Source organism: uncultured Psychroserpens sp. (assembly GCF_947492715.1).
GTDB lineage: Bacteria > Bacteroidota > Bacteroidia > Flavobacteriales > Flavobacteriaceae > Psychroserpens.
In genome coordinates this window covers 1-25,311 of the sequence record NZ_CANLNS010000001.1, presented here as the reverse complement: position 1 = coordinate 25,311, position 25,311 = coordinate 1, and the positions used below count along the sequence as shown (strand labels likewise).

At 35.5% G+C, this 25,311-nt stretch carries 18 protein-coding genes and 5 tRNA genes; 21 read left to right on the top strand and 2 right to left on the bottom strand.

Annotated features, from left to right (window positions below):
* The first annotated feature begins 39 nt into the window (after positions 1-39).
* The 20 genes from Q0787_RS00115 to Q0787_RS00020 all read left to right on the top strand — a co-directional run bounded on the left by Q0787_RS00115 (position 40) and on the right by Q0787_RS00020 (position 18,371).
* Positions 40-1,467 carry a carboxypeptidase-like regulatory domain-containing protein gene (locus Q0787_RS00115; protein ID WP_298900148.1) on the top strand — a complete coding sequence of 476 codons (1,428 nt, stop codon included), beginning with the start codon at positions 40-42 and terminating at the stop codon, positions 1,465-1,467.
* Between the two features lie 119 nt (positions 1,468-1,586).
* Positions 1,587-2,963, top strand: coding sequence for an alpha-amylase (locus Q0787_RS00110; RefSeq protein WP_298900147.1), 1,377 nt, complete (start codon positions 1,587-1,589; stop codon positions 2,961-2,963).
* A 95-nt stretch (positions 2,964-3,058) separates the two neighbouring features.
* Positions 3,059-3,253: a 30S ribosomal protein S21 gene (rpsU, locus tag Q0787_RS00105; protein WP_230936960.1), complete on the top strand. Its 195-nt coding sequence runs from the start codon at positions 3,059-3,061 to the stop codon at positions 3,251-3,253.
* A gap of 119 nt (positions 3,254-3,372) precedes the next feature.
* Complete coding sequence (locus tag Q0787_RS00100; RefSeq protein WP_298900146.1) at positions 3,373-4,263, top strand: tyrosine-type recombinase/integrase; 891 nt, start codon at positions 3,373-3,375, stop codon at positions 4,261-4,263.
* Positions 4,264-4,290: 27 nt separating this feature from the next.
* On the top strand, positions 4,291-4,593 hold the full coding sequence (gene raiA, locus Q0787_RS00095; protein ID WP_298900145.1) for a ribosome-associated translation inhibitor RaiA: 303 nt from the start codon (positions 4,291-4,293) through the stop codon (positions 4,591-4,593).
* Positions 4,594-4,694: 101 nt separating this feature from the next.
* Positions 4,695-4,768 (top strand) — tRNA-Thr (locus Q0787_RS00090).
* 54 nt (positions 4,769-4,822) lie between these two features.
* Positions 4,823-4,904 (top strand) — tRNA-Tyr (locus Q0787_RS00085).
* A 158-nt stretch (positions 4,905-5,062) separates the two neighbouring features.
* A tRNA-Gly gene (locus Q0787_RS00080) sits at positions 5,063-5,135 on the top strand.
* Between the two features lie 58 nt (positions 5,136-5,193).
* Positions 5,194-5,265: transfer RNA gene (locus tag Q0787_RS00075), tRNA-Thr, on the top strand.
* Positions 5,266-5,323: 58 nt separating this feature from the next.
* A complete protein-coding gene (gene tuf / locus Q0787_RS00070) occupies positions 5,324-6,511 on the top strand; it encodes an elongation factor Tu (RefSeq protein ID WP_298900144.1) in 1,188 nt (395 codons plus the stop codon).
* Between the two features lie 63 nt (positions 6,512-6,574).
* Positions 6,575-6,647, top strand: a tRNA-Trp gene (locus Q0787_RS00065).
* 15 nt (positions 6,648-6,662) lie between these two features.
* On the top strand, positions 6,663-6,857 hold the full coding sequence (secE, locus tag Q0787_RS00060) for a preprotein translocase subunit SecE (RefSeq protein WP_298900143.1): 195 nt from the start codon (positions 6,663-6,665) through the stop codon (positions 6,855-6,857).
* Positions 6,858-6,872: 15 nt separating this feature from the next.
* Entirely contained in the window at positions 6,873-7,430 is a 558-nt protein-coding gene (nusG, locus tag Q0787_RS00055) for a transcription termination/antitermination protein NusG (protein ID WP_298900142.1), read from the top strand.
* A gap of 74 nt (positions 7,431-7,504) precedes the next feature.
* Positions 7,505-7,945, top strand: coding sequence for a 50S ribosomal protein L11 (gene rplK / locus Q0787_RS00050; protein WP_298900141.1), 441 nt, complete (start codon positions 7,505-7,507; stop codon positions 7,943-7,945).
* 12 nt (positions 7,946-7,957) lie between these two features.
* Positions 7,958-8,644 carry a 50S ribosomal protein L1 gene (rplA, locus tag Q0787_RS00045; RefSeq protein ID WP_298900140.1) on the top strand — a complete coding sequence of 229 codons (687 nt, stop codon included), beginning with the start codon at positions 7,958-7,960 and terminating at the stop codon, positions 8,642-8,644.
* A gap of 20 nt (positions 8,645-8,664) precedes the next feature.
* Positions 8,665-9,186: a 50S ribosomal protein L10 gene (gene rplJ / locus Q0787_RS00040; protein WP_298900139.1), complete on the top strand. Its 522-nt coding sequence runs from the start codon at positions 8,665-8,667 to the stop codon at positions 9,184-9,186.
* Between the two features lie 60 nt (positions 9,187-9,246).
* Positions 9,247-9,624: a 50S ribosomal protein L7/L12 gene (gene rplL, locus Q0787_RS00035; RefSeq protein ID WP_298900138.1), complete on the top strand. Its 378-nt coding sequence runs from the start codon at positions 9,247-9,249 to the stop codon at positions 9,622-9,624.
* Positions 9,625-9,748: 124 nt separating this feature from the next.
* Positions 9,749-13,561 (top strand): DNA-directed RNA polymerase subunit beta, encoded by a 3,813-nt coding sequence (gene rpoB, locus Q0787_RS00030; RefSeq protein WP_298900137.1) that lies wholly within the window; start codon positions 9,749-9,751, stop codon positions 13,559-13,561.
* A 62-nt stretch (positions 13,562-13,623) separates the two neighbouring features.
* Positions 13,624-17,925 (top strand): DNA-directed RNA polymerase subunit beta', encoded by a 4,302-nt coding sequence (gene rpoC, locus Q0787_RS00025; RefSeq protein WP_298900136.1) that lies wholly within the window; start codon positions 13,624-13,626, stop codon positions 17,923-17,925.
* A 131-nt stretch (positions 17,926-18,056) separates the two neighbouring features.
* A complete protein-coding gene (locus Q0787_RS00020; RefSeq protein WP_230936948.1) occupies positions 18,057-18,371 on the top strand; it encodes a DUF3467 domain-containing protein in 315 nt (104 codons plus the stop codon).
* Between the two features lie 195 nt (positions 18,372-18,566).
* On the opposite strand, the gene Q0787_RS00015 is transcribed toward Q0787_RS00020, so the two are convergent.
* Together Q0787_RS00015 and Q0787_RS00010 are read right to left on the bottom strand one after the other, a co-directional pair.
* A complete protein-coding gene (locus tag Q0787_RS00015; protein ID WP_298900135.1) occupies positions 18,567-18,794 on the bottom strand; it encodes a (4Fe-4S)-binding protein in 228 nt (75 codons plus the stop codon).
* A 145-nt stretch (positions 18,795-18,939) separates the two neighbouring features.
* Positions 18,940-20,529, bottom strand: a complete 1,590-nt coding sequence (locus Q0787_RS00010) for a peptide chain release factor 3 (RefSeq protein WP_298900134.1) — start codon at positions 20,527-20,529, stop codon at positions 18,940-18,942.
* A gap of 478 nt (positions 20,530-21,007) precedes the next feature.
* On the opposite strand from Q0787_RS00010, the gene Q0787_RS00005 reads away from it, so the two are divergent.
* A partial coding sequence (locus Q0787_RS00005) for a hypothetical protein (RefSeq protein ID WP_298900133.1) occupies positions 21,008-25,311 on the top strand: 4,304 nt, incomplete at its 3' end.

The following is a 25,311-nucleotide window of genomic DNA, read 5'->3' as shown; positions in this document are numbered from 1 at the left end:
GAATAGATACTGGCTCATCAATTAAATAACATGCTTAGAATGGGAATTAAATTTTTAAAACATTGTTTAGCACTAGGAATATTGCTAATAACAACCACAGTATTCTCACAAACAGAAGTCAAAAATAAAATTGTTGACTTCGGAACGCTCTTACCTATTGAAAGTGCTAGTATTTATGTAAAGAATACAACTATTGGTACCGTGAGTAATTCTGACGGAAAGTTTCTACTTCAAGTCCCACAAGAATTTGCAAAAGACACCTTAATTATTTCTTCAATTGGATACAAAAGTTACAAGATACCTGTAAACGAATTTGATAATACAGTTGATGTTTATTTAGAAGAAGATGTGGCGTCATTGGATGAGATTGTTCTTATAGCAGAAACGCGCCCAAAAACAGGGAATGAGATTGTACTAAGAGCCATGGAAAAGCTCTCTAATAATTTGCCAGACTCTGCATACATACAAAAAGGATTCTTAAGACATAAAGAACGAAATAAAATTGAGTTTAAATGGCTTATTGAAAGTGCGATAACGGTCTATGATTCTGGTTATGGTTCTAAAAGTTCAGATTACTTAAAAATTAATGTAGATCAAATGAGAAAGAGCTACGACCTTAGGGATGTGGATAGTATATTTTCATACGTGTCTTATAAAAATCAAAATACAAGAAGTAGACGTTTAAAACCTAAAGACGTAAGACGGAGTCAGTTGCGTACATCTCAATTAGTAGACGCCATAAAATGGAATGACAATAGAGTGAACGGGCTTCAGAATATCTTTCAAGGCAAATTGAATTTGCTTCGTAATTCAAATGATGCAAAAGCCTTATTTGGAGAGAATATCCTAGATAAACATCAATTTGAATTGGATACAATTTTGGTGGATAATGATCGAAAAATCTATAAAATTAAAATTTCAGAAAGTACAGATTTTGTTGGACTTGGTACTAAAGGTATTTTTAATGAAGGCTACGTTGCCAATGGTTGGTTGTATATCTATTATGATAATTATGCTATAAAAAAGATAGAGTACGAACTTGTAGCTGCCTCAGATGCTCAAAAAGTAAGAAGTAAACGCTTGTTTGACACGCAAACGAATCATAAATTAATTATCACGTATATAGAATACGAAGATAAAATGTATCCTAATTACATTTATTATGAAACTCCTAAATTAGTTAACGTTGGCTTTAAAGCCGATGAAAAAGTAAGTGACGAAGAAAAAGAACGCTACAATAAAGAGGAACGTTATTATTACACAGTTCAAGAAATTCTCTTTTCTGAAATCATCTTAGATAAAGAGGTTATAAAGACAACTTTGGATGGCGAATGGGATATGGATATTTTTTCGCCAAAACCTTATAACAAAGCCTTTTGGAAAAATTATAATATCCTTCTTGAGAGCGAAGAGGATGAAAAAATGATTGAAGATTTAAGTCAGAGAGCATCACTTTTTAAAGATTAATCACATTTTCAGGCTTAAAAGCACTTAGTTATTAACACGAAAACGTTTTCGTAAACCTTTTGATTTTGGTTTAGTTACAGAATTATGTAACTTTTTTACGTAACCAAATCTTATATCTTATGAAAAACCTTAAACGTTATGGTATGGCATTAGTAATGTTGTGCCTTTTTAATTGCGAAAAAGAAAACCTTTCTAGTTCAGACGAACCGATTCAGCAAAAAGAGAATAGTGAAATAGTTCAACGTGCAGGATTAAAGCCTATTGGTGAGGGCGTTATGATGCAAGCCTTCTATTGGGATGTCCCATCAGGTGGAACTTGGTGGAATACAATAAACTCTAAAGTCGCAGATTGGAGTAATGCAGGAATAGATGCTATTTGGCTTCCGCCTGCCACTAAAGCTCAAAATGGACCATTTTCAATGGGATATGATCCTTTTGATTATTACGATTTTGGAGAGTACAATCAAATGGGAAGCATCGAAACACGTTTCGGATCCAGAACCGAACTCACAACGATGATAAGTACCGCTCATCAAAACGGGCTTAGTGTTATTGCAGATATTGTTATTAATCATAACAGTGGAGGAGATACAGAAGTTAACCCTTATACAGGAGGTAATACCTATACCGATTTTAACCCGCTTTCGGGTAACTTCTATAGATCGTCATCAGATTTTCACCCTAATAATATACATTCAAATGATACAGGAGTCTTTGGTGGTTTTCCAGATTTGTGTCATCATCAAACTTATGTTCAAGATTGGCTCTGGAAAAATTCTAATAGCGTCGCAAAGTATTATAGAGATGTCATTGGTTTTGACGGATGGCGTTTTGATTACGTAAAAGGCTTTGAACCTTGGGTAGTAAAAGATTGGAAAAACGAAGTAGGTGGTTTTTCGGTTGGCGAATATTGGGATAGTAATGTATCAACTCTAGATTGGTGGACGAACGCAGCAGAGGTAAGTGCTTTTGATTTTGCTTGCTACTATAAAATGAGAGATGCATTTATGGGTAATAACTTAAATGCTTTAAACGATAATATGCTTTGGAAACAAAATGCATCAAGAGCTGTCACTTTTGTTACTAACCACGATACCGATGAAATCATTAATAATAAGATCTTAGCTTATGCCTATATTTTGACTCACGAAGGGTATCCTACCATTTTCTATAGAGATTATGAAGAATGGTTAAATAAGGAACGTCTAAACAATCTCATTTGGATACATAATAATTTGGCCAGCGGTAATACTACGATCTTGCATACAGATAATGATGAATATGTTGCAAGGAGAAATGGCTATAATGGCCCAGGTTTGGTTGTATATATTAATAACTCAGACAACTGGCAAGAACGCTGGGTAGAAACGAATTGGTCAAATACTGTTATTAAAGATTTTACAGGTCATTCTAACTGGGAGCCAACAACTCAATATGGTAAATGGGTTAAGATACAAGCACCTCCTAAAAGTTATTCCGTTTGGTCTGTGAAATAGTGCTGAGTTAAAATTTATTTTTTTTAGTTGTGCATATTAAATTTGTTCCTATATTTGCAGCCTTAAAAAATCTAAAAGAGAGGAGGTTAAGAACTATGTTAATAATTCCAGTTAAAGAAGGAGAAAATATAGATAGAGCGTTAAAACGTTACAAGCGTAAGTTTGTGAAGACAACGGTTAAAAACCAGTTGCAAGAGCGCAAGCAATTTACAAAACCTTCAATTGCACGTAGAGCACAAATACAAAAAGCACAGTATGTTCAAGGTCTTAGAGATCAAGAAGCTGTATAACACGTGTTTTTTATCATATAAATCCTGCTAAATTTTAGCAGGATTTTTTTTGAGCATTAGTGAAGTTCAAATAAAAGGTTGTACATTTAAGATACACTTCAAGAGTTAATACCATTACTATGACTTTCAAAGCATTTTCAGACTATTTATTACTGGAAAGAAATTATTCAAAATTAACATTGAAAGCCTATATCAATGACCTAAAAGAATTTCAAGGGTTTATATGGTCTCAGTTTGATACAGATAATATAGATACGGTAAATTATCAACAAATTAGAAATTGGATTGTTCATCTTGTCGAAAGTCAAATCACCAATAGAAGCATCAATAGAAAAATATCTTCCTTAAACACCTATTATAAGTTTCTGCTTAAAACGAAACAAATTACTATAAATCCATTAGCCAAACACAAAGCATTAAAGGTGAGTAAAAAAGTTCAGGTGCCATTCTCAGAAACTGAAATGAAAGAGGTTATCGAAGAGTTGCAATCTGCAAAAGATTATGAAGGTTTAAGGAATAGATTAATAATAGAGTTGTTTTATGCTACAGGAATTCGAAGAATAGAATTGGTTCAACTGAAATTATCAGATGTTGATATGTCTAATAAATCGTTAAAAGTATTAGGGAAAAGAAATAAGGAACGAATCATTCCGTTAATTGATTCTGTGATAGATACAATCAAAGACTATTTAGATCAGAGAAAGAGTTTAGAAACTATAGTAGATCATTCCTATTTATTTTTAACTAAAAAAGGGGTTAAAATTTATGAAACTCTTGTTTACAGAATTATAAATGACTACTTTAGTAAGGTATCTACCAAAGTGAAAAGAAGTCCGCATATATTGAGGCACTCATTTGCGACTCATTTGCTTAATCAAGGTGCAAACCTAAATGCTGTGAAAGAACTCCTTGGTCATTCAAGTTTAGCAGCAACACAAGTCTATACTCATAACAGTATAGCAGAATTAAAAAAAGTGTATTCTAATACACACCCAAGAAGTAAAAAATAATATTGTCTAACCAATAAAAGAACGATTATGAAGGTAAACACACAATCTGTAAATTTCAGCGCAGACAGAAAGCTCATTGACTTTATTCAAAAACGAATGGATAAACTAGATATGTTTTATGATAAGGTCATTCAATCTGACGTGTATTTGAAAGTTGAAAACACAAGTGACAAAGAGAATAAAATTTTTGAAGCACGCGTTAAAGTTCCAGGAGATAGTTTTATTGTGAAAAAACAATGTAAAACATTTGAAGAAGGAACAGATATGGCAGTTTCGTCTCTAGAAAGACAGCTAAAAAAGCGAAAAGAAAAATTAAGAGCACATATCTGATAAAATTTTTCAAAAAATGTTTTGAATAAATAAATAAATCTTTACATTTGCAGTCCGTTAGAAATAGCGGGCTTTTTTTATAGCGAAAAAGTTATAGAAAAGCCGATGTAGCTCAGCTGGCTAGAGCAGCTGATTTGTAATCAGCAGGTCGTGGGTTCGAGTCCCTCCATCGGCTCTAAAAAAGTCTAGAAATAACAAGTGTTAGATTTAGCAAAAGTTCTTTAAAATTGGGGAGATACTCAAGCGGCCAACGAGGGCAGACTGTAAATCTGCTGACTACGTCTTCGCAGGTTCGAATCCTGCTCTCCCCACAAACAATTTTTAATAAGGAAGTTGTCAAAAGTTAGCTTTTGATAAAACAGAATTAAAAAATTGCTTGGATTGTTAACTCAATCTAGGATCACCGAACAACGCGAGGTGATCCAATTTGAAATATTGAAAACCTATAATCAGTAAAAAGATTATAAAAGCGGGAGTAGCTCAGTTGGTAGAGCGTCAGCCTTCCAAGCTGAATGTCGCCGGTTCGAACCCGGTCTCCCGCTCAAAAATTCCTGCGAAGGCAGGAATCTCATTTAATAAATGAGGAAGTAAACACTTTACGCCGGTGTAGCTCAGGGGTAGAGCGTTTCCTTGGTAAGGAAGAGGTCACGAGTTCAAATCTCGTCATTGGCTCTTTTCGAATTAAAATTAAATTGAACACTAATATAAATAAGATTAAATAAATTAAACAATGGCAAAGGCAACTTTCGATCGTTCAAAACCACACTTAAACATTGGTACTATTGGACACGTAGATCACGGTAAAACAACTTTAACTGCTGCTATTACTAAAGTATTAGCTGATGCAGGTTTATCTGAAGCAAGAGATTTCGATACTATCGATAACGCTCCTGAAGAAAAAGAGAGAGGTATAACAATTAACACATCTCACGTAGAGTATCAAACATCAAATCGTCATTACGCTCACGTTGACTGTCCAGGTCACGCCGATTACGTAAAGAACATGGTAACTGGTGCTGCTCAAATGGATGGTGCTATTTTAGTTGTAGCTGCTACAGATGGTCCAATGCCACAAACTCGTGAGCACATCCTTTTAGGACGTCAGGTAGGTATTCCACGTATAGTTGTATTCATGAATAAAGTGGATATGGTTGATGATGAAGAGTTATTAGAATTAGTAGAGATGGAAATCAGAGATTTATTATCATTCTATGAGTATGATGGAGATAATGGTCCTGTAATCGCTGGTTCTGCTTTAGGTGCACTTAATGGTGAGCAAAAGTGGGTAGATACAGTAATGGAATTAATGGAAGCTGTTGATAGCTGGATCGAAGAGCCAGTACGTGATATGGATAAGCCATTCTTAATGCCAATTGAAGATGTATTCTCAATTACTGGTCGTGGAACTGTTGCTACAGGTCGTATCGAAACAGGTGTTGCAAATACAGGTGATCCAGTTGAGATCATTGGTATGGGTGCTGAGAAATTAACATCTACTATTACTGGTATTGAAATGTTCCGTCAAATCCTTGATAGAGGAGAAGCTGGAGATAATGCTGGTATCTTATTAAGAGGTATTGAGAAAACTCAAATCTCTAGAGGTATGGTTATTACTAAGCCAGGATCTGTAACACCACACGCTAAATTTAAAGCTGAGGTTTATATCCTTAAGAAAGAAGAAGGTGGACGTCACACTCCATTCCATAACAACTACCGTCCACAGTTCTACGTACGTACAACTGACGTAACTGGAAACATTGCGCTTCCTGATGGAGTTGAAATGGTAATGCCTGGAGATAACCTTACTATCACTGTTGAATTAATTCAACCAATTGCAATGAACGTTGGTTTACGTTTCGCAATCCGTGAAGGTGGTAGAACAGTAGGTGCAGGTCAGGTTACTGAAATTTTAGACTAAATATTTATCAAATAAATATTAATTAAGGTGTTCCGATTTGTCGGAACGCCTTGATTTATATTTACGGGTTTAGCTCAGTTGGTAGAGCACTGGTCTCCAAAACCAGGTGTCGGGAGTTCGAGTCTCTCAACCCGTGCAAATTAAAAATCAAATGGCAGGAATTGTAAATTATATAAAAGAATCTTTTGACGAGTTAAAGAATAATGTGTCTTGGCCAACATTGGCAGAGGGGCAAAGCTTAACCGTATTAGTCGCTGTATTTTCAATCATATTCTCATTGGCTATTTGGGGAGTTGATACTGTTTTTAGTAAAGTCATTGAGGCTTACTTTACTTTAATGAACTAAACAACACAGAAGAGGATGTCTGAAACTAATGTAAATAAAAAATGGTACGTTGTTAGAGCTGTAAGTGGTCAAGAAAATAAAATCAAAGCCTATATCGAAAATGAAATTTCGAGATTAGGGTTAGAGGATTATGTTGACCAAGTATTAGTTCCAACGGAAAAAGTAATCCAGATTCGTAATGGAAAGAAGATAAATAAAGAACGTGTTTATTTTCCTGGATATATTATGATTCAGGCTAACTTAAGTGGTGAGATTCCTCATATTATTAAATCTATTACTAATGTTATAGGTTTTTTAGGTGAAACAAAAGGAGGTGATCCTGTGCCATTAAGACAAGCTGAAGTAAATAGAATGCTAGGTAAGGTTGATGAATTAGCTGTTGATGCAGATGCAAATGTAGCAATACCTTACACGCTAGGAGAAACAGTGAAAGTTATCGACGGTCCTTTTAACGGATTTGATGGTACTATTGAAAAGATAAATGAAGAAAAGCGTAAACTTGAAGTAATGGTTAAGATCTTCGGAAGAAAGACACCGTTAGAATTAAGTTATATGCAAGTTGAAAAAGTATAATAATTGTTACAAATATAGATAGTATGTCTTTTTTGCTTCCACAATAAAGGATATACAAAACTAAAATTTTTAAAATGGCAAAAGAATTAGGTAAAGTAGTTAAATTACAAGTTCGGGGAGGTGCTGCGAATCCGTCGCCACCGGTTGGACCCGCTTTAGGAGCTGCTGGAGTTAATATTATGGAATTTTGTAAGCAATTCAACGCTAGAACTCAGGATAAACCTGGTAAAGTTCTTCCAGTTGTAATTTCAGTTTACAAAGACAAGTCGTTCGACTTTGTTATCAAGACTCCTCCAGCTGCGGTACAATTATTGGAAGCGGCCAAAGTAAAAAAAGGATCTGGTGAACCGAACAGAAAGAAAGTAGCAAAAGTAACTTGGGATCAAGTGAAAGCTATCGCAGAAGACAAAATGCAAGATTTAAATGCATTTAGCATAAACTCTGCAATGAAGATGGTTGCAGGAACTGCAAGATCAATGGGTATCACTGTTAGAGGCGGAGAAGCTCCTAACTAAAAACGATTTGAAATGGCAATAACAAAAAAACAAAAAGAAGCAAGAGCTAAAGTAGAGAAGAATAAATTATACTCTCTAGAAGAAGCTTCGGCATTATTAAAGGAAATTACGTATACAAAGTTTGATGCCTCTGTAGATTTAGCTGTAAGACTTGGAGTAGATCCTCGTAAAGCAAATCAAATGGTAAGAGGTGTAGTATCTCTTCCTCACGGAACAGGTAAAGACATGAAAGTTCTTGCATTAGTTACTCCAGATAAAGAAGAGGAAGCTAAAGCGGCAGGAGCAGATTACGTAGGATTAGATGAGTACCTAGAGAAAATCAAAGGTGGCTGGACAGATGTTGACGTTATCGTTACCATGCCCGCTATCATGGGGAAACTAGGACCGTTAGGTAGAGTATTAGGACCAAGAGGTCTTATGCCAAACCCAAAAACAGGAACTGTTACTATGGATGTTGCTAAAGCAGTATCTGAGGTGAAAGCTGGTAAAATTGATTTTAAAGTAGATAAAACAGGAATCGTTCACGCTCCAATTGGAAAAGCATCTTTTAGTGCTGAAAAATTAGTTGGTAACGCAAATGAGTTATTATCAACGTTAAATAAATTAAAACCAACTGCGTCTAAAGGTGTTTATATGAAAAGTATTTTCATGTCAAGCACAATGAGTCCTAGTATAGCAATTGATCCTAAATTTAGTTAAGTAGTTAAATCTTTAATATTATGACAAGAGAAGAAAAATCACAAGTAATTGAAGAGTTAACTGCACAGTTAGCAGATAATACAAATATCTATTTAACAGATATATCTGGATTAAACGCAGGTAGCACTTCAGATTTACGTCGTGCTTGTTACAAAGCAAACGTACAATTAAACGTAGTAAAAAATACATTATTAACTAAAGCTATGGAGGCCTCTGATAGAGATTTCGGAGAACTTCCTACAGTTTTAAAAGGTAATACTTCTGTAATGTATTCTGAAACTGGTAACGCTCCAGCTAAAGTAATTAAGAACTTCCGTAAAAAATCTGAAAAGCCGTTGCTTAAAGGAGCTTTTATTGAAGAGGCAGTTTACATTGGCGATGATCAATTAGACATGTTAGTTGATATCAAGTCTAAAGAAGAGTTGATAGGAGAGATTGTTGGATTATTACAATCGCCAGCTAAGAATGTTATTTCAGCACTTAAATCAGGTGGTGGAACAATTGCAGGTATTATCAAAACATTATCCGAAAAAGAAGGATAATCAAATAAGTACGCACTTAAAACAAATTATATTTTATTAAAATTATTAAAACGATAGAAAATGGCAGATTTAAAAGATTTCGCAGAACAATTAGTTAATTTAACAGTAAAAGAAGTTAATGAATTAGCTACAATATTAAAAGACGAATATGGTATCGAACCAGCAGCAGCAGCAGTAGCAGTAGCAGCAGGTGGCGGAGCAGCAGGTGGAGACGCAGCTGAAGAAAAAACAGAATTCGACGTAATCCTTAAAGCAGCAGGTGGTTCTAAATTAGCTGTTGTAAAATTAGTTAAAGAATTAACTGGTTTAGGATTAAAAGAAGCTAAAGGTTTAGTAGACGAAGCACCAAGTGCTATCAAAGAAGGTGTTGCTAAAGACGAAGCTGAAGCTCTAAAATCTCAATTAGAAGAAGCAGGAGCGGAGGTTGAGCTTAAGTAAGCTTAACAAACCTACAAATTATGGTTTAGGTCTTCCGAAACACTCGGAATGACCTAAACCCTTTTGTGTATAAAAAGGTGCACAAATAAACTAGTAAATTTTTTAATCAAAATCTCGTTCATCGATGTTAGCAAATACAGCTGAAAGATTAAATTTCTCTTCCATAGTAAACAGAACTGAATATCCAGATTTCTTGGATATTCAAATCAAATCCTTCCAGGATTTTTTCCAGTTAGAGACAAAATCAGAAGAAAGAGGAAATGAAGGACTATACAATACCTTCATGGAAAACTTTCCAATTACAGATACTCGTAACCAATTTGTATTAGAATTCTTGGATTATTTTATTGATCCACCTAGATATACAATTGAAGAATGTATCGAAAGAGGACTTACATACAGTGTGCCACTTAAAGCACGTCTAAAACTGTATTGTACAGATCCAGAACATGAAGACTTTGAAACGATTGTTCAAGACGTATATTTAGGAACTATTCCTTACATGACTCCTAGCGGAACTTTCTGTATCAATGGTGCAGAGCGCGTTGTAGTATCACAATTACATAGATCACCTGGTGTATTCTTTAGCCAGTCGTTCCATGCTAATGGTACTAAATTATATTCTGCAAGAGTTATCCCATTTAAAGGATCTTGGATTGAATTCGCTACAGATATCAATCAAGTAATGTATGCTTATATCGATAGAAAGAAAAAGTTACCTGTAACAACACTTTTTAGAGCTATCGGTTTTGAACGCGATAAAGATATTCTTGAGATTTTTGATCTTGCCGAAGAGGTTAAAGTATCAAAATCTGGACTTAAAAAAGTAATCGATCGTAAGCTAGCTGCACGTGTGTTAAATACATGGCATGAAGATTTCGTAGATGAAGATACTGGAGAGGTTGTATCTATCGAGCGTAACGAAATTGTATTAGATCGTGATACTGTTATAGATAAAGACAATATTGAAGAAATTCTTGAAGCAGGTGTGAAAACTATTCTTTTACATAAAGAAACATCACAACAAGGAGATTACGCAATTATTCATAATACATTACAAAAAGATCCAACAAATTCTGAAAAAGAAGCTGTTGAACATATCTATCGTCAATTACGTAATGCTGAGCCGCCAGATGAGGAAACAGCACGTGGTATAATTGACAAGTTATTCTTTTCAGACCAACGTTACTCTTTGGGTGAAGTAGGTCGTTATAGAATGAATAAAAAATTAGGACTGGATATTGGAATGGATAAGCAAGTGCTTACCAAAGAGGATATCATTACTATTATAAAATACTTAATCGAACTTATCAATTCTAAAGCAGAGATTGATGATATTGATCACTTATCTAACCGTCGTGTACGTACAGTAGGAGAACAATTATCATCTCAATTTGGTGTTGGTTTAGCACGTATGGCTCGTACTATTCGTGAACGTATGAATGTTCGTGATAACGAAGTATTTACTCCAATTGATTTAATTAATGCAAAGACATTATCGTCTGTTATTAATTCATTCTTTGGAACAAACCAATTATCTCAGTTTATGGATCAAACCAATCCATTGGCAGAGATTACGCATAAACGTCGTTTATCAGCTTTAGGACCAGGAGGTTTATCTAGAGAAAGAGCAGGTTTTGAGGTTCGTGATGTTCACTATACGCACTACGGAAGATTATGTCCAATTGAAACTCCTGAAGGGCCAAACATTGGATTAATTTCATCTTTATCGGTATATGCTAAAGTGAATTCAATGGGATTCATTGAAACACCTTATAGAAAAGCAGATGATGGTGTTGTAGATATTAAAAATGCACCTACATATTTAAGTGCAGAAGAAGAGGAAGACATGTTAATCGCTCAGGCGAATATTCGTGTTGATGACAATGGAAAAATCCTTGAAGACAAAATTATTGCACGTCAAGAAGGTGATTTCCCTGTAATTGATCCAGCTAATGTACATTATACAGATGTTGCGCCTAATCAGATTGCATCAATTTCTGCATCATTGATTCCGTTCTTAGAACATGATGATGCCAACCGTGCATTGATGGGATCTAACATGATGCGTCAAGCTGTACCACTATTACGCCCACAAGCACCAATCGTTGGAACTGGTCTTGAGCGTCAAGTGGCTTCAGATTCTAGAGTATTAATCAATGCTGAAGGAAATGGAGTTGTAGAGTATGTAGATGCAAACGAAATCACAATAAGGTACGAACGTACAGATGAGGAAGCGATGGTAAGTTTTGATAGTGATACTAAAACGTATCCACTAGTGAAATTTAGAAAAACGAATCAAGGTACATCTATCAACCTAAAACCAATCGTTGAGAAAGGTGATAAGGTTAAAAAAGGACAAGTACTTTGTCAAGGTTATGCTACTGAAAATGGAGAATTGGCATTAGGTCGTAACATGAAAGTGGCATTCATGCCTTGGAAAGGTTACAACTTTGAGGATGCGATTGTAATTTCTGAAAAAGTAGTTCGTGACGATATATTTACTTCTATTCATATCGATGAATATTCATTAGAAGTTAGAGATACTAAATTAGGTAATGAAGAACTAACTAATGATATTCCTAATGTTTCAGAAGAGGCTACAAAAGACCTTGATGAAAATGGTATGATTAGAATTGGTGCTGAGATTAAGCCTGGTGATATTCTTATTGGTAAGATTACACCTAAAGGAGAATCTGACCCTACACCAGAAGAAAAGTTACTACGTGCTATCTTTGGAGATAAAGCAGGAGACGTAAAAGATGCGTCGTTAAAAGCTTCTCCTTCATTACATGGTGTTGTTATTGAGAAAAAATTATTCTCGAGAGCAATAAAAGACAAGCGCAAGAGAGCAAAAGATAAAGAAGATATTGAAGCATTAGAAAATATCTATTACAAGAAGTTTGATGATTTACAGGCTGTTTTAGTCGATAAATTATTTGCTCTTGTTAATGGTAAAACGGCACAAGGTATCTATAATGACTTAGGTGAAGAAATCATTCCAAAAGGAAAGAAATATACACTTAAGATGTTAAACGCTGTCGATGATTATACACATTTAACTTCAGGAACTTGGACAACAGACGATCACTTAAATTCTTTAGTTGCAGATTTAATTCACAACTATAAAATTAAAGAAAATGACCTTCAAGGATCATTACGTCGTGAGAAGTTTACAATTTCTGTAGGTGATGAATTACCAGCAGGTATTATCAAACTAGCTAAGGTTTATGTTGCTAAAAAACGTAAACTAAAAGTAGGTGATAAAATGGCAGGACGTCACGGTAACAAAGGTATTGTTGCACGTATTGTTCGTCAAGAAGATATGCCATTCTTAGAAGATGGAACGCCAGTTGATATCGTATTAAATCCATTAGGTGTACCATCTCGTATGAACATCGGACAGATATACGAAACTGTTTTAGGATGGGCCGGACAAAAATTAGGTCGTACATACGCGACTCCAATTTTTGATGGTGCTACCTTAGATCAAATTAATGCGTTTACAGATGAAGCAGATGTGCCAAGATTTGGTCATACATACTTATATGACGGTGGAACAGGAGATCGTTTTGATCAACCAGCAACAGTAGGTGTGATTTATATGATTAAACTAGGTCATATGATTGACGATAAGATGCACGCACGTTCAATTGGACCATACTCATTAATTACGCAACAACCTTTAGGTGGTAAAGCACAATTTGGTGGTCAGCGTTTTGGTGAGATGGAGGTTTGGGCACTTGAGGCTTATGGAGCGTCAAGTACATTACGTGAAATCTTAACAGTAAAATCTGATGATGTTATAGGTAGAGCTAAAACTTACGAAGCAATCGTAAAAGGAGAGCCAATGCCAGAACCAGGACTACCTGAATCTTTCAACGTACTTATGCACGAATTGAAAGGATTAGGATTAGATATTAGATTAGAAGAATAATTTGAAAAATTTTGCTAGTAAGGACAGCTTTCGAGCTGTCCATACGGTAACCACATAATATTATGGCAAGAAGACAAGATAAGAATACAGTACAGAGATTTAATAAAATCTCCATTGGTTTAGCATCTCCAGAATCTGTTTTAGCAGCATCTCGTGGTGAAGTTTTAAAACCAGAAACTATTAATTATCGAACACATAAACCAGAAAGAGATGGTTTATTCTGTGAGCGTATTTTTGGTCCTGTGAAGGATTTTGAATGTGCTTGTGGTAAATATAAAAGAATACGTTACAAAGGTATTGTTTGTGACCGTTGTGGTGTTGAAGTAACTGAAAAGAAAGTAAGACGTGATCGTGTTGGTCATATCAACCTTGTTGTGCCTGTTGCACACATTTGGTATTTCCGTTCATTACCAAATAAAATTGGATACTTATTAGGTTTACCATCAAAACGTTTGGATATGATTATCTATTACGAACGTTATGTTGTTATTCAACCTGGTGAGGCTAAAAATGCCGAAGGAGAACCATTACAAAAAATGGATTTCTTAACTGAAGAGGAATATCTAAATATCATGGAAGCTCTTCCTCAGGAGAATAGACATTTAGATGATACAGACCCTAACAAGTTTATCGCTAAAATGGGTGCTGAATGTTTAATCGAATTGTTATCAAGAATCGATTTAAACGAATTGTCATTTCAGTTACGTCACAAGGCCAATACTGAAACATCGAAGCAACGTAAAACAGAAGCATTAAAACGCTTACAAGTTGTTGAAGCATTTAGAGATTCTAATGCTAATAGAGAGAATAAGCCAGAATGGATGATCATGAAGGCTATTCCAATTATTCCACCAGAATTAAGACCTTTAGTGCCTTTAGATGGTGGACGTTTTGCAACATCTGATTTAAATGATCTTTATCGTCGTGTTATTATTCGTAATAACCGTTTAAAGCGTTTAGTTGAAATCAAAGCACCAGAAGTTATCTTACGTAATGAGAAGCGTATGCTACAAGAATCTGTAGATTCATTGTTTGATAACACACGTAAAGCATCTGCTGTAAAGACTGATTCTAATAGACCATTAAAATCATTATCCGATTCATTAAAAGGTAAGCAAGGACGTTTCCGTCAAAACTTACTTGGTAAACGTGTTGATTACTCTGCGCGTTCGGTTATTGTTGTTGGACCAGAATTAAAATTATTCGAATGTGGATTGCCTAAGAACATGGCAGCTGAACTTTATAAGCCTTTTATCATTAGAAAATTAATCGAAAGAGGAATTGTAAAAACTGTAAAATCTGCAAAGAAAATTATAGATAGAAAAGAGCCTGTAGTTTGGGATATCTTAGAGAATGTTCTTAAAGGACATCCAGTGTTATTAAACCGTGCTCCTACATTACACAGACTTGGTATTCAAGCATTCCAACCAAAATTAATTGAAGGGAAAGCAATTCAGTTACACCCTCTAGTGTGTACTGCATTTAATGCCGATTTTGATGGTGACCAAATGGCGGTTCATTTACCATTAGGTCCTGAGGCGATATTAGAAGCACAACTTTTAATGTTGGCTTCACACAATATTTTGAACCCAGCAAATGGTTCGCCAGTCACTGTACCTTCTCAAGATATGGTACTTGGTCTTTATTATATGACTAAGCACCGTAAAACAGATAAAGATTATACAGTAAAAGGCGAAGGTTTAACATTCTACTCTCCTGATGAAGTAACTATCGCTTACAATGAGAAGAAAGTTGATTTAAATGCTGGTATTAAAGTAAGAACTCAAGATTTCAACGCAGAAGGTGAGTTAACTACTCAAATTATAGAAACAACTGTTGGTCGTGTGCTTTTTAATGAAAAAGTACCTGCAGCAGCTGGATATATTAATGAAGTATTAACTAAGAAGTCCTTGAGAGATATTATACATGGTATCTTAAAAGTGACTAGTGTGCCAGAAACGGCAGCTTTCTTAGATGAAATTAAAACTTTAGGATATAAATTTGCCTTCCAAGGAGGTTTGTCATTTAGTTTAGGTGATATTATTATTCCTGCTGAAAAGCAAGGTATGATTGATAAAGCTAATGGTTTGGTTGACGGTATTATGGGTAACTATAATATGGGATTAATTACAAATAACGAACGTTATAACCAAGTTATTGATATTTGGACATCTACCAATGCCGAATTAACAGAGCTGTCAATGAAGCGTATTCGAGAAGATCAACAAGGATTTAACTCGGTATTTATGATGCTTGATTCTGGAGCTCGTGGATCTAAAGAACAGATTCGTCAGTTAACAGGTATGCGTGGATTAATGGCAAAACCTAAAAAATCTAATGCAGGTGGTGGAGAAATTATTGAAAATCCGATTCTTTCTAACTTTAAAGAAGGACTTTCAATTTTAGAATACTTTATCTCAACGCATGGTGCTCGTAAAGGTCTTGCCGATACAGCACTTAAAACGGCCGATGCAGGTTACTTAACACGTCGTTTAGTTGATGTGTCTCAAGATGTAATTATCTACACTGAAGATTGTGGAACATTAAGAGGTATTGAAGTTAATCCGTTGAAGAAAAATGAAGAGATAATTGAAACTCTTGAGAAGAGAATCGTTGGACGTACTTCATTAAATGATGTATATGACCCACTTACTGAAGAACTATTGGTTGAAGCTGGTGGTCATATTGATGACGCTATTGCTAAACGAATTGGTGACTCTCCATTAGATTCTATCGAAGTGCGCTCTGCATTAACTTGTGAAGCTAAAAAAGGTATTTGTTCTAAATGTTACGGACGTAACCTAGCTACTGGTAAAATGGTACAAAGAGGTGAAGCTGTAGGTGTAGTTGCTGCTCAATCAATTGGAGAACCAGGTACACAGTTAACGTTACGTACATTCCACGTAGGTGGTATTGCAGGTAACATTTCAGAAGAGAATAAATTAGTAGTTAAGTTTGATGGTGTTGCCGAAATAGAAGACCTAAAAACAGTTAAGAGTACTGATAACGACGGTAAAGAAGTTGATGTTGTTATTTCTCGTACATCAGAATTAAAATTAGTTGATGCTAAAACAGGTATTACTTTAAGTACAAACAATATTCCTTACGGATCGTTTATCTACGTGAAGCCAGGTGATAAAGTTAAGAATGGTGATACAATCTGTCAATGGGATCCTTATAACGGTGTAATTATTTCAGAATTTGCTGGTAAAGTGAAGTATGAAAACATCGAACAAGGTGTAACATATCAAGTTGAAATTGATGAACAAACAGGATTCCAAGAAAAGGTAATTTCAGAATCTAGAAATAAGAAACTAATTCCTACACTTCATATTGAAGACTCAAAAGGAGAAACAATACGTTCTTATAACTTACCAGTAGGAGCTCACCTTATGATTGATGATGGAGAGAAGATTAAGGTTGGTAAAATCTTAGTTAAGATTCCTCGTAAATCTGCTAAGGCAGGTGATATTACTGGAGGTTTACCTCGTGTAACAGAATTATTCGAAGCTCGTAACCCTTCTAATCCTGCTGTAGTAAGTGAGATTGATGGTGTTGTGTCTTTCGGAAAAATTAAAAGAGGTAACCGTGAGATTATCATTGAGTCAAAACTTGGAGAGATTAAGAAATACTTGGTGAAATTATCTAATCAGATTCTTGTTCAAGAAAATGATTATGTGAAAGCAGGTATGCCTTTATCTGATGGGTCTATTACACCAAACGATATCTTGAATATTAAAGGACCTGCTGCTGTTCAACAATATCTAGTTAACGAAGTACAAGAAGTATATCGTCTACAAGGTGTGAAGATTAATGATAAGCACTTCGAGGTTGTTGTGAGACAGATGATGCGTAAAGTAAAAATCATTGATTCTGGTGATACTATTTTCTTAGAAGATCAATTAGTTCATAAATCAGATTTCATCGAAGAAAACGATAAGATTTTTGGAATGAAAGTGGTTGAAGAACCTGGAGATTCAGAGAATTTAAAAGCTGGTCAAATTTTATCATCAAGAGAGTTAAGAGACGAGAACTCAATACTAAGAAGAGAGGACAAAACATTAGTTTCGGCTCGAGATGCACAGCCAGCTACTGCAACACCTATCTTACAAGGTATTACAAGAGCATCGTTACAGACCAAATCATTTATATCTGCAGCATCGTTCCAGGAAACAACTAAGGTTCTGAATGAAGCGGCTGTAAATGCTAAAGTTGACGATCTTGAAGGACTCAAAGAAAATGTTATTGTTGGTCATAGAATTCCAGCAGGAACAGGTGTTAGAAAATTTGATAGCATCATCGTAGGTTCTAAAGAAGAGTTCAATGAAATGATGAAAGCAAAAGAAGAGATGAACTATAACTAGTAATCTCATTCCTGCGGAGCCAGGATTTTATAACATAAAAGCCTTCACGCATTAATTTGTTTGAAGGCTTTTTTAATAAGAATATATAATTAATGAGTTTTCGTTTTCACGGAAATATAACAACGTTTGAGATGGCAGAAGAGAATAAAAACAAAAAACCAGGGATAAATATAGAACTGGATGAAAAAATTGCAGAAGGAACATATTCTAACCTAGCAATTATAAATCATTCGGTTTCAGAATTTGTAATTGATTTCGTGAGCATTATGCCCGGAACGCCTAAGAGTAAAGTAAAATCTAGAATTATATTAACACCACAGCATGCTAAGCGCTTATTAAAAGCTCTTGGTGATAATGTGAACCGATTTGAAAAAGCACATGGCGAGATTAAAGATTACGAGCAGCCTCCAATTCCACTGAATTTTGGTCCGACAGGACAGGCATAATATTAAAAAAGCCTTTGAAATTTAAATTTCAAAGGCTTTTTTATTGAAATAATGTAGGTAGTTAAGCATGGTTTTCTTTAGTTCGAAATGCTTCATCCGAATATAAGTTCATTAAGCTACTTTAGAGAGCTTTACTCTTCGCATATACTTATTTCTGAGAAAATTGTATAGCAATTTTAACAAGACAAAAATCATTTAAGCCACTTCCTGATTTACATGAAACTGTAAAGCACCAGATGGACACTTCTTAACTTGTTCAATAATTTTTTTTGTAGATGCTCCATCTAAATCGATCCATGGTATCACAGATTGACGGAATACATTAGAAAGTTCTTTGGCACAACGCTCAGCGTTTATGCACTTGCACGGGTTGTAAGTTACAGTAATATCGCTATTACTGAAAACATTGGGATTTGTTTTCATGAGTAGATCAATTTTGGGGTTTTAATCTATATTAAATTTAGATAACTAAAACGTTATCGCAACCTAATCATCGATTAAAAGTATAAAATCATCGTTAAAAAACAAATTTATTCCGAAATTTTAGACGAATGACACTTTTTTTAACTTAATCAAACTCCGATGTTAGATGAAATGTAATACTTGGATACTTTTGCTGAGTCATTTGCAATGAAAATGCCGAATCTGCCAAAAACACTAGCTGTTCGCGCTTATCTTTGGCTAAAAAACGTTGCTTTACTCTTAAAAACTCTTTAAATTCTTCACTTTTTACATCATCAGTCTCTACCCAACATGCTTTATGTACATTTAAGTTCTCATAGGTACATTTAGCTCCATACTCATGTTCCAGTCTATATTGAATAACTTCATATTGTAATGCTCCAACGGTTCCAATCACTTTCCTTCCGTTTAATTCTAGGGTAAATAATTGGGCCACACCTTCATCCATAAGCTGGTCTATACCTTTATATAGTTGCTTGGATTTTAGAGGATCGGCGTTATTTATATATCTAAAGTGTTCAGGGGAAAAACTTGGTATACCTTTATAGTGAAGTATCTCACCTTGAGTTAAAGTATCTCCAATTTTAAAGTTTCCTGTATCTTGTAATCCTACAATATCGCCAGGGTATGAAATATCAACAATCTCCTTTTTTTCAGCGAAGAATGCATTAGGGCTAGAAAACTTCAACTTTTTATTATGCCTTACGTGAAGATAAGGCGTATTACGCTTAAATTCTCCTGAAACGATTTTTATAAAGGCCAGTCGATTTCTGTGATTTGGGTCCATATTCGCATGAATTTTAAACACAAAACCAGTAAAATTGTCCTCATCGGGTTCTACCAAACGTTCTTCACTGTTTTTAGGTCTAGGCTTAGGAGCAATATCAACAAAGCAATCTAGGAGTTCTCTAACTCCAAAATTATTTAAAGCCGAACCAAAGAAAACAGGTTGTTGTTGCCCATTTAAATAGGCTTCTTTGTCAAATTTTGGGTAAATACCTTCAACGAGTTCTATTTCTTCACGTAATGTTTGAGCTGCCTTTTCCCCAACTAATTTATCTAGTTCTGAAGACTCTAAATCATTAACCTCTATAGTTTCTTCAATGTCCTTGCGACTATCACCGCTAAACAAATTAATGTTCTTTTCCCAAATATTATAAATACCTTTAAAGTCATAACCCATACCTATAGGATAACTTAAAGGAACAACGGTTAAGCCCAGTTTTTGTTCTATTTCGTCTAATAGATCAAAAGCATCTTTACCTTCTCGGTCCATTTTATTAATAAAGACAATCATTGGGATATTACGCATTCGGCAAACCTCAACTAGTTTTTCAGTCTGCTCCTCTACACCTTTAGCGACATCAATAACAACGATAACACTATCAACAGCCGTTAGGGTTCTAAATGTATCTTCAGCAAAATCTTTATGCCCAGGCGTATCAAGAATATTGATTTTTATTCCATCATATTCAAAAGCTAATACCGAAGTAGCTACAGAGATACCACGCTGGCGTTCTATTTCCATAAAATCGCTAGTTGCACCTTTTTTTATTTTATTACTTTTTACGGCTCCAGCTTCTTGTATGGCACCACCAAAAAGTAAAAGTTTTTCGGTTAATGTCGTTTTACCTGCATCTGGATGGGATATGATTCCAAATGTACGTCGTCTATTGATTTCTTCTTTAAAAGTCATTGTCATTTTTAGTAGGTGCAAATATAATTTTAATAAATTATTTAAAATTAAAAACGACGCAGATAATTTATTATCAGTGGATGATGAGACTCTAGAACACGAGTGAAATTATAATATTTTATCTCATAAATTTTTAAATATTGGTATTTCATCGAAGATTTTAAAAACATGAACGAAAAGAAATTACTTGTTAAAATATTCTTAATAAGAATGATTATTTTTGAAATTACCAAGTCCCTCTATTTGGTTTTCCAATAAATAATATAGATTAATAGCACTATTTTTGAACCTACAAAAAAATAATAATCGCCTATTTTGCATACGCAAGCGTTGTATGTGAGTGGGTTTTTTTTGTTTATAGTTTTAAGGTGATGTTGTTAATCTAGATTTAGACTAATAAGTATTATAGATATAAATAATTTTACCTTAAGATAATATGAAAATCTTTACTCGATTCTCGTTTACAAACGTTTCATTGGTGTCAAAAACTTTAGTTTTTGCGGCCATTTTATTTTCTTGGAACGGTAATTCACAAAATATTTTAACAAACCCTGGTCTCGATCAAGCTGCAGCAGACTGTACTGGCATTGATGCAGATAGAGATGAGCAACCTGATGGTTGGATTAAAACAAATACACCAGACAGATCTACAGAAGGGGAACGTTCTTGGGATGGTACTTATTTTCCTAGAACAGCGTCTCCTAGTGGTGGCTGCTATTTTGGGTTTAGAGCCTTAGGTGGAGGCGAAGAAGGAATTGGTCAAAATGTAACTTTAATAGGAGGTGAAACATATAGTTTTTCTTTTGATTATTTGATTGAAACAAGACCTGGAAGCACACCTTGTACTCCTGAATTACAAATTAGATTGGACGGCGTTACGCTTTTAACATTTGCTGCACCTCCAACCGAAAATGTTTGGACGAGACCTACAGCAACTTTTGTTGCTCCTTCTAGTGGGACATTTTTATTTGAGTTCTTTTCGGGAGGAACATGTGCGAGAACATGGAATTTTGTCGATGCATTAAATTTGTCACTTGTATGTGAGGTTACCAATATTGCAACCTCGAATGAGTCTATTTGTAATGACAATGGAACACCTCTAAATAGTACAGATGATTTTTATACAGCTGATGTGTCTGTTATTTTTGCTAATGCTCCAACAACGGGAACATTAGATTTAACAGGTGATGGAACAGCTTCTGTGGCAGTTGGTAGTTTAGATGATCCAACGTTTCATACTTTTATTGGAGTGCAATTACCGGCTGATGGAGGTGCCATAAATTTAACGGCAGCATTTTCTGATGATGCAGCGTGTACTTTGACTAATACAAATGTGGCAACGGCACCTGCGTCTTGTAGCGTGCCACCACCAACAATCACAGCAGAGGATGATGATTTTAGTGGCACTCCAATTGATGAAACAGCGGGAGGTACGACAGCAAGTGTTTTTGCTGACAACGGCAATGGTACAGATGATTCTGATGGTTCTCCAGCTTCAGATGCCAATATAAATGACAATATCAGCATTACTAATGATGGTGGTTTAACAGGAGTTACCATAAATACTGATGGAACAATTGATGTACCAGGTGGGAGTACTCCAGGGAGTTATACTGTTACATATCAAATTTGCTTGAATGCACCAGATGCTGCCATTTGTGATACAGCCGATGTTACAATAGATGTTGAAGCAACACCAACAATCACAGCGGAGGACGATGATTTTAGCGGCACTCCAATTGATGAGACAGCAGGAGGAACGACAGCAAGCGTTTTTGCTGACAATGGCAATGGTACAGATGATTCAGATGGTTCTCCAGCTTCAGATGCCAATATAAATGACAATATCAGCATTACTAATGATGGAGGTTTAACAGGAGTTACCATAAATACTGATGGAACAATTGACGTGCCAGGAGGAAGTACTCCAGGGAGTTATACTGTTACATATCAAATTTGCTTGAATGCACCAGATGCTGCCATTTGTGATATAGCCGATGTTACAATAGATGTTGACGCAACACCAACAATCACAGCAGAGGATGATGATTTTAATGGCACTCCAATTGATGAAACAACAGGAGGTACGACAGCAAGTGTTTTTGCTGACAACGGCAATGGTACAGATGATTCAGATGGTTCTCCAGCTTCAGATGCCAATATAAATGACAATATCAGCATTACTAATGATGGAGGTTTAACAGGAGTTACCATAAATACTGATGGAACAATTGACGTGCCAGGAGGAAGTACTCCAGGGAGTTATACTGTTACATATCAAATTTGCTTGAATGCACCAGATGCTGCCATTTGTGATACAGCCGATGTTACTATAGACGTAGATGCTGCAATTTCTATCACAGCAGAAGATGATGATTTTAGTGGTGTACCAATAAATCCAGTTTCTGGAGGTACGACAGCAAGTGTTTTTGCTGACAATGGCAATGGTACAGATGATTCAGATGGTTCTCTAGCTTCAGATGCCAATATAAATGACAATATCAGCATTACTAATGATGGAGGTTTAACAGGAGTTGCCATAAATACAGATGGAACAATTGATGTGCCAAGTGGAAGTACTCCAGGGAGTTATACTGTTACATATCAAATTTGCTTGAATGCACCAGATAATACCATTTGTGATACTGCTGATGTAGCAGTTGTCGTTGGAAACTGTTTAGATTTTCCTTCAAACGATTGTGATGGTGATGGTGTTGTTAATTCTTCTGACGTTTGTGAAGGTTTCGATGATAATGAGGATTTCGATGCAGACACTGTCCCAGATGGATGTGATGATGATGATGATAATGATGGTTTGCTAGATACTGTTGAAGCCAACGGAAATGATCCAGACGGTGACGAGGATGGAGATGGTATTCCTAACTGGCAAGATACGGTTGATGATGGTGGTACTGGAGATGGTAGTACAACAGATTATACAGATATTGATACTAATGGTATTCCTGATGTCTATGATTTCGAAGGTGATGGTATACCTAATCATTTAGATTCAGATAGCGACAATGATGGCTGTCCAGATGCTTTAGAAGCCGATGGAGGATACTCATTTTCAGACTTAGATGGCGATAATAGTTTGGGCAACACGTCAGATGCTAATGGTATACCGCAAGTAAGCGGTTCATCGGCTCAACAGAATAACATTTCTAGTCAGGATATTACAGCTGGAGGACCAGAATGTGACGACGATAGAGATGGTGTGCCGAATAATGCAGATATTTGTAATGGATTTGATGATAATGCTGATGCCGATGGCGATTTAGTTCCTGATGGGTGTGATGACGATGATGATAATGATGGACTCGTTGATTCATTTGAAAAAGGACAAACATCAAATACACAACCTGCTTGTGGAACACAATCTGTTTTAAACTTTAGTAGTATTCCAACCGAAGTTTCTGGTGATGGAAATGCCGCAACTTTCCTTGAAGGAGAGGTATTTAGGTTTGCAAATGTATTACCTGGAGTTGATGCCTTAGTAACAATAGTAGATTTTCAAAATGCAACTATAGGAACTTTAGATGATAACTCTGAAGAACCAAATAATTTTAGACCTTCTACAGATTTTATAGGAGCGAACTTAAATGTTGGTGATTTAGCCTACGTAGAATACAATTTTGCTTTCGTATTAGCGGCAGATGATTCACCATTCCCAATAGCAGAATTTTTTGTGAACTTTAATGATATAGATGGTAACACCGACTTATCAGAGAAAGTATGGACGCAATATCCTGCGAGTTATACTGCTGAAACACCGACTCTATTGACGTTTTCCGACGATAATGGCTTTTTAGACGCTACAACTGGAGTAGTTAACTTCCCAGGAACAACCAATGTAAACCCACAAATTAATTTTACGGCAAGGTTTGTAAATCAGTCGTCATTGACATTTAGATTGGGTGCTCAAATTAATGATTCACCTTTCGTCTTTACACAAAGACGTTCTAACCTAGAGTTTGATTGTATTGCTAATTATAGTAACCCAATAACTACGGTTCTAGACTATGATGAAGATGGAATTCCAAATTTCCTTGATACTGATAGTGATGATGATGGTTGCCCTGATGCTATTGAGGCAGATGGAGGATTTACATTGGCCGATTTAGATGCTGATGATAGCTTAGGAGATATCGTGGTGAACAACGGAAATGGTGTTCCAGATGTTGTTGCTTCTACTGGTCAGAATAATGTAAGCGCATATGATGAAACCGTAATATCAACTGAATGTTTCGATCCAAGTATAAATTTACTAAAGAGTATTCTTAGTGTGACACCAGCTGGTGCACCTGGTTTGGTTGATGATATTATTAACTATGAATTTGTTGTAACCAACACAGGAAATGTTGATTTAACTGATATTTCTGTAAGTGATCCTTTAATTGGAACGATATCTTGTGTTGCCACAACTTTGACACCTGGAACTAGTACTACATGTAGTGGAACATATACAATATTACAAAGTGATGTGGATGCTGGAGGAGTAGAAAACACAGCAGATGTATCTGCAGAAGCACCAGGAGGAGATCTTCTTGATCCTAGTGATGACGTGACCGATGATTCTGATACTGGAACCGCTGGTGATGGAAGCACTGTTACAGATCCTGCTACAGAAGAAACTCCAGATCTCGATACTGTAAATGGTGATAATAATGATGGTGATCCAACAAATGACCCAACAACTTTAGTCATTCCACAGAATCCAATGATAAGTATTGATAAGACCAGTAGTTTAGATTTAGGAGCAGATGGTGTTGTAAGTGTAGG